This window comes from Streptomyces sp. NPDC007205 (genome assembly GCF_040634095.1).
Classification (GTDB): Bacteria; Actinomycetota; Actinomycetes; order Streptomycetales; family Streptomycetaceae; genus Streptomyces.
Map to the genome: position 1 here is coordinate 1 of NZ_JBEYEW010000096.1, position 7060 is coordinate 7060.

A 7060-nucleotide genomic window follows, 5' to 3' on the forward strand; every position below is an offset into this window, starting at 1 on the left:
GCCCACAACCTGACATCAGCAAGGTCCCCACCCACAACCACACCAACGACCGACCTGGCCACCAGTCACAGCAAGCACCGTTGCAGTACTAGTAGTGCCCTGCACACTGAAGCCCTCCTCGCCCAGGACGTCACCCACCGTGTCCGCGGAGACCCTGTGGCCCTGCCGGGTCAGCTGCTCGGCGAGCCTGCGGGTGGATTTGGTGGTCTAGCGCAGCGGCGACATGGGATCTCCGCGGACGTCGGGCTCGACCAGTGTGAGGAGTGCCTACCGAACGGCTGGGTTCCGGTCGACGACGCGTTTGCGGCCACCGCCGGGCTGGCGGGTGCGGCCCAACGGGGCCTGGCCGGAATCGGGGTTCCCGCCTTCCGGGGGCCACAGTGGCCTCACGGACACCGGCGGCACGGGCGGCTGCTCTGACCGCGCTGTGACCGAGGGACTGGGCCTCCGCCCCTATCACCAGGCGGCGCTGCCGCTCATTGAGGTGCGGCAAAATCGCCTCAAACTTAGCTGCCAGCACGGCCCGTTGCCCACCCAACCCACTCATGCCGGACCAACAACCACCGAACGGAAAGCCATGAGTTAAAGGTCTGCAGGCCCTTAGCCCCACGAGCTACTTCAGCATGGGGGAAGGTGCCGTGGCGGGTGCCGGGCGGATGTACCGAACGCCCAGGTCCGTTCGTTCCGACGCCCGATCTGGGCGTCCCACCATAGCCCTTCCCAGTGCTCCGACCAACGCTGCCCTAATGGACGCCAGTTCGGAGACGCCCCTGCTCGGTAGCGCAATCGTGCTCGCTAACTCGCCGACGTTGTGCCACCTCGCATGACGCTGGCGAATAGGACGGCAACGTCGCTGCGGCACTGCGGGGCGGCCCGCGGCACGCCAGTCATATCCTTCACTACAGGAAGAATATGAAGCAATAGCGTGAAAGCTATGCGAACCAGTCGATCTGCCAAGCCCTGTCCTCTGTGCCGCCACCGGATCATCGGCCCCGCCTACCTCGTCACCGGAATCCGCACAAGGCGAGGTCATCGCTGGAAGGTGCGAGAACTGATCTGTGGGTCCTGTTACCGATGCGGCATTCTGCAACCGCAAGACACACGTCGGGTGCATGGGTTTGAATGGTTCAAACTCGTAGGCCGCGGGGCCGAACTATCCCCGACACCTTGCGCAGCGTGCGGTCGGCTCGTCGTACGCAACGCCGAGACTTTATTACGTTGGGTGACATGTTCACATGCATGTTTGGTGCGTGTCTCCGCACACCGCGTCAGCGATAGTGAAATCGGCCGGTCGTGCGGGAGCTGCGGCAAGCCGCTCACGGCATGCAGATCCGACGCTCTCTACTGCTCTCCGAAGTGTCGGGTGCGGGCATACCGCCGCAGAAGGTCCATGAGCCACTGAAAACAAACCGTCGGACACCGCGGACAGTGCCATCGTAGGCCGACGCGGTGTTGCTGCATGGCGGTTTGCCGAGACGGGGCTGCCTGGCGCAAAGGGCCTCCACACAGGGCCGGTGACCGGGAAAGCGTCCCTGCACGGCGATGAGTTCGTCAAGGTCACCATATTTGCCACCTATGACTCCCGGCCGTTCGGGAGCCCGCATACGGGTCGGGGAAGACTTCGCCATAGGCCCATCACGTACCGCGGGGGTATTGCCAGCGCTCGGCGCCGAAATCCGTTGAGTGTCGGGAGGGCGGCAGACGCATGGCCCCGGCCAGGGTGCCGTCGAGCAGGATGAACTTGGGGTCCGCCTCGCGCGGGGCACGCAGCAGGCCGGGTGCGCGGGCGGCCAGGAGATCGGTGACCGCGGTCGTACAGGCGTGCGCGGTGCCGATGGAGATGCCGAACCCGGCGGCGATCTGCGCGAAGGGCTCGTGCTTGCGCAGGTAGACCAGAGCGGCCGGGGCACGCTGGTGCGGCGGGAGCTTGCACCGTCGGTCACCCTCGCGGGTGACGATGAGCATCGTGGCCCACTCGATGAGCGCATGGGGCAGGTCGAGTGCGGCACGGGAGCCTTGGGCGTTGTGGCCACGGCCCCTGTCACCCGATCGGTTGCCACACTGAAAGACCTCAGTGTCCACAAGCGGGAAGGTGTCCACCAAACCGAAGCAAGATCAGTCCTCGAGTCCGCGGGCGAAGGAGCCCATCGACCGTCCGGGCCTGCGCTATCCAACAGCACCTTGGCGAGGTGGGGTGCCCGTCTTCCAAAAGACGGCCGAGGTCGGTGACGAAGCCGCAGGCTCTGGCGATGCAGTGCCGGGCGGCGACATGAGCAACGAAGTCCCCCAGCCACGAAGGCGTACGTCGCCCGGCGGGTCGCTGACGGCAAGACCTCTCGCGACGCCCAGCAGTGCCTCAGGCGAGCTATCTGCCGCCAGCTCTTCAAGATCCTCGAACGTCCCAGCCACAGCAGCGGAACGAGTCTCGAGGATCTTCATGCGGCAGCTTGACTCGATAGAGCAGCCTCGGGGGGCGAACTTGCAGGCCCGAGCCCAGTAGGCCGGGTTCCGAGATGCACGTTCTACTGGACGCGGACGGACTGCCCCTACGCGTCGGACTCTCTGCGGCCAGCACCCACGACAGCCTCGCCCTCAAGCCGATGCTGTCCCATTTCCACAGGGGACACGAATCCCATGCAGCAGATTCCAAGCCCGTGCGTGTTCATGCCGGCAAGGCCTACGACATCCCTCACTTGCTGCGATGTCTCTCGGGGCCGGCCACCGCCGCCTCAACCACCGCTACGAGCGCAAACCTGCCAACTACCTGGCCTAATCCGGAGTTAAGAGCGGTCCGACAGGCCAGGTGGCTCGGCGGATCGCTCGAGTGGTGGTGGTTGAGCGGGTGCCGGGTGGATGCAAGCGGGCGGCTTGGCCTACAAGGCCTTCGGACAGACGGAGCACACGTCCCGACGCCTCGCCGGCCACCACCACAGCGCGGATGTTGGTCCTCGTCGGTGCTGGGCGAACACCCGTACTTGGCCGGGCCTGGATGCCTAGAGAAAGATCGGCGCCGCCCAGCGCCGTCGAGCGTCAACACCTACGTCTCGTTCACTCGTTGGCGTTGGTGGGGCGAGCCCATCCCGCAGTGACCTCTCCATAGGCCCGAGCCGACCGAGCTCCCGAAGAGACCGAGGCCCGCGGGGTGAGCTGGTGCCACGAACAACTACTGAGGTGGCGGACCGATCATGAGAGTCGAGTCCTGGGATTAGGTCGCTGCGTGGCCCGCATGAGCTCGTCGACAGAAGAAGAGAGCACAGCGGAGGGGACCGACTTGATCTACTGCGGTATTGACTGGGCAAGCACACCCATGACGTCGCCCTGGTCGACGACACCGGCCAGCTGCTCGCCAAACGGCACATCACCGACGATGCACCCGGATACAAGATCTTGTTGGACCTCCTCGCAGAGTACGGCGACAGCGCGGAGAGCCCGATCCCCATCGCGATCGAAACCTCCCGTGGCCTGCTGGTCGCGGTGCTGCGGACCGGCAAGCGGAAGGTGTTCGCGATCAATCCCATGGCCGCCGCTCGCTACCGTGACCGGCACTCCGTCTCTCACAAGAAGTCCGATCCCGGCGATGCCCTCGTGCTGGCGAACATCCTGCGCACAGACATGCACGCCCACCGGCCTCTGCCCCAGGACAGTGAACTGGCTCGAGCCATCGCCGTGCTCACCCGTGCCCCGCAGGACGCCGTTTGGAATCGCCAGCAGATCGCCAACCAGCTCCGTTCACTGCTGCGTGAGTACTACCCCGCTGCCCTCGCAGCCGTGGAGCCATGGAAGAAGGGTCTGTGCCGGTCCGAGGCTCACGAACTCCTCCGCCTCGCCCCCACTCCGACCCGGGGCGCAAGGTTGACCCGTGCACAGCTTCAAGCCGCGCTCAAGCGGGCAGGCCGCCAGCGCGGCATCGAGGCCGGAAGCTGCACGGCTTCGCAGCATCCTCCGAGCCGAGTGGGCGCACCGGCCGCCGCTGGTCGAAGACGCGCTCGGCAAGCAGATGCTGGCCCTCCTGGCCCAGCTGGAGGCCGCTTCCAAGGCGGCCACCAACCTTGAAGAGGCGGTGGCCGAGGCGTTCCCTCAGCACCCGGACGCTGACATCATCCTCAGCTTCCCCGCCCTCGGCGTTCAGCTCGGCGCCCGGGTGCTGGCCGAGCTCGGAGACGACCGTCGACGCTTCGCAGACGCCCGCGGCCTGAAGGTCTACGCCGGCGCCTCACCCATCACGCGCGCCTCAGGCAAGAAAACGAATGTCACCCGACGATGGGTGAAGAATGACCGCCTCAACCATGTCGGCTTCCTCTGGGCCTTCTCCGCCATCAGCGCCTCACCTGGTGCCAAAGCCCACTACCGCAGGCGCCGCGACGATCACGGTGACTGGCACGCTGCCGCCCAACGGAATCTCTTCAATCGCATGCTCGGACAGCTCTACCACTGCCTCCAGCACCACAGGCTGTTCGACGAGGACACAGCTTTTCCGGCCGCACTCGCCAGGGCGGCTTGACGAGCTGAGGGCCTGAGGTGTCTTTCTCGGACTGGCATCCGCACTCCGCTGCTGCAAACGGCTCCTCAAACTGACCATGTAGGACGCAGTCCTATGTGCTGTGCTTGCGGTCAAGGCACGTGGTTGCGGGTGCTGCTGGGTGCCGACCGTGTTGTGGGTGTTCGCGGGCGCTACTTCGGGGTCTACCAGTCGGTGCGATGCCATTCACCGGCAGCCGGTCCGTGCATCTGGCTGGTGAGCGAGACTGGCCGGAAACCTGCCACATAATCACCGCCGTGGATCTGATAGCGGTAAAGACCGCCGTTCGGCGGGCTGTCGGCCGGTGTTCGGGGAGCCGGCGGTCTCCTTGCGTCGGAGACGTGGCGTAGCGAGGCCGACTGCGCCACGTCCCCGGCCTGCCGCGGCTTGGTTCCGATGTAGCGTAGGCCCTCGACGGCAGTTGGGGGTTCCATGCGAAGAGAAGTCCAGCCCCGTCGAGGGCGCTGAAAGGATCCTGCACCAGGCTGCATTTGCTGTCGAGTGTCCCTGACCGGGTCTACGGCCTTGCCTGCGGCTACCCGAGGAAGATTCACTTTCACTCCCGCAAGCTCTCACCCGGCCGGATCGCCTCGTACAGGCTTGCGGCCATTCCACATGAGGCCACTGCCCTCCGGGATGGTGGATGGCGGTGACGTCACGTCCTCTACCGGCCGCTGCAGGCTACTCGCAAATCGAGCAGCTGTCAGCCTGTGCCCTGCGCCTGGATCGCTATTTCAAAAAGACCCCTGGAAGGGTGATATCAGCTTCCTCCCGAGGGCATCTCGTCCCCACCCGCGAGAGATGCCAGGCACACGCCAGGCATGCCGACCAGGTGAGGGCGTCAGCCTGACCACGATCTCCGATCCACGGGCCGCCTTGCGACCCGCTCTCGCCGTCCGCAACCTCCAGCCCTACCCCACCGGGCTCGATGCCCGCTGATGCGGCGACATCATCTACGTCCCGACCGAGGAGGGCCAGCTCTACCCGGCCACCGTCATCGACAACGCCTCGCGTGGTCGGCTGGGCGACTGCCGATCACCTGCGAACCGATCTGGTCGCTGATGCTCTCAAGGCCGCCTGCTGACGGCGTCGCCCCAACGGTCCGGTGATCCATCATCCAGATCACGGCCGCCAGTACACCAGCCGGCAATTTCGCCGCACTCGCGGACGCATTCGCAGTCCAGCTGCCGCGGGGGCCGCACCCGGGCAGTGCTCGGGACAACGCGCTCGCCGAGTCGTTCCTTCGCCACATCAAGCACGAACTGCCCGGCACTGCCGCATGGCCCAGCCGGGCCGTCGCTCGCACCGCGATCTTCGACTTCACCGACAGCTGGTACCACTTGCACCATCTGCCCAGCAGCCTCGGCTACCACACTCCCGCCCAGTACGCGGCAGCACTCGCAGCCTGACCACCAACACCAATGGCCTTCACCAAAGCGGAAAGCTCACCCAGACGAGTCTTTCACGCCCGCCTGCCGCCCGGGAGTGTCGACCGGTGCATGGCGGAGCGGGGAGATCTTTCAGACGAGCAGGGGGAGCGGCTGGGCCGCTGCTGCCGATGAGCAACGGGCGGGTGCGGCCGGTGGCGGGACCACCGCCAGGTCATCAACGGGATACTGCACCGGGTACGGACCGGGGTGCCGTGGCAGGATCTGCCGACACGGTTCGTCTCGGAGGAGACCGCATATGAGCGCCATCGGTTGTGGTCGGCCGATGGCACTGGGACCGGCTGTTCCGGCAGGCCCAGGCTGCCGCCGACGCCGAAGGCGGGATCGACTGGCAAATCTCGGTGGACCCCACGGTGATACGGGTCCACCAGAACGCCGCCGGTGCCCGCAGAACCCCACCGCCGACACCGGACTCTCCAAAGGGGGCGCCGCGGTGGAACCAGAGCGAGCGGCCCCGGCTGAAGTTGCCAGGCCGCCGGGCGGCGGTGGTGCGGCAGGCGACGGCCTGGGCCGCTCCCGCGGCGGGTTCACCACCAAGCTGCATCTCAGTGCGGACGGCCGCTGCCGCCCTCTGTCCCTCACGTCACCCCAGGGCAGCGGGCGGACTGTACCCAGTTCGCGCCCGTCATGGGCAAGATCCGCGTGCCCCGGGCCGGACTCGGCCGTCCACGCCGGACGCCCGGACAGTCTCAGCGCGGATAGGCGTACAGCAACGGCACCATCCGTGCCTTCCTCCGCAGACGCGGCATCCGCCACGTCATCCCGGAGAAGAAGGACCACAAGGCTGCTCGCCTGCGCAGGGGTTCACGCGGCGGCAGGCCACCCCGCTTAGACAAGGAACGCTACAAAAAGCGCAACACTGTCGAACGCGCCATCAACAAACTCAAGGCACACAGGGCTGTCACGACTCACTATGACAAACGCGGCTACGTCTTCCTTAGCACTGTCACCGTCGCAGCCTTGTTCATCTGGCTTCGCTCATGATCGCCCGGACATGCCCTAGTAGTGCTTCGTTAGGTTCTGGTTCTGATGGTCGGCAGGGGTCGGCCGCAGGTGGTGCAGGTGCCGGTCCAGCACCTCAGCAGGTCCTGGA

At 66.2% G+C, this 7060-nt stretch carries 1 protein-coding gene and 4 pseudogenes; 3 read left to right on the top strand and 2 right to left on the bottom strand.

Annotation, left to right across the window (positions count from 1 at the left end; all coding sequences use genetic code 11):
* Positions 1–99 precede the first annotated feature (99 nt).
* Positions 100–547, bottom strand: a pseudogene (locus ABZ624_RS41435) (ISAzo13 family transposase); the annotation flags it as partial.
* Positions 548–1713: 1166 nt separating this feature from the next.
* Positions 1714–1965 (bottom strand): annotated as a pseudogene (locus ABZ624_RS41440) (transposase family protein); the annotation flags it as partial.
* Between the two features lie 1261 nt (positions 1966–3226).
* On the opposite strand from ABZ624_RS41440, the pseudogene ABZ624_RS41445 reads away from it, so the two are divergent.
* From ABZ624_RS41445 to ABZ624_RS41455, 3 genes and pseudogenes are all read left to right on the top strand, one after another.
* Positions 3227–4501: pseudogene (locus ABZ624_RS41445) on the top strand (IS110 family transposase).
* Between the two features lie 1202 nt (positions 4502–5703).
* Positions 5704–5928 (top strand): integrase core domain-containing protein, encoded by a 225-nt coding sequence (locus tag ABZ624_RS41450; protein WP_360100659.1) that lies wholly within the window; start codon positions 5704–5706, stop codon positions 5926–5928.
* A gap of 90 nt (positions 5929–6018) precedes the next feature.
* Positions 6019–6951, top strand: a pseudogene (locus tag ABZ624_RS41455) (IS5 family transposase).
* The last annotated feature ends 109 nt before the right edge of the window (positions 6952–7060 follow it).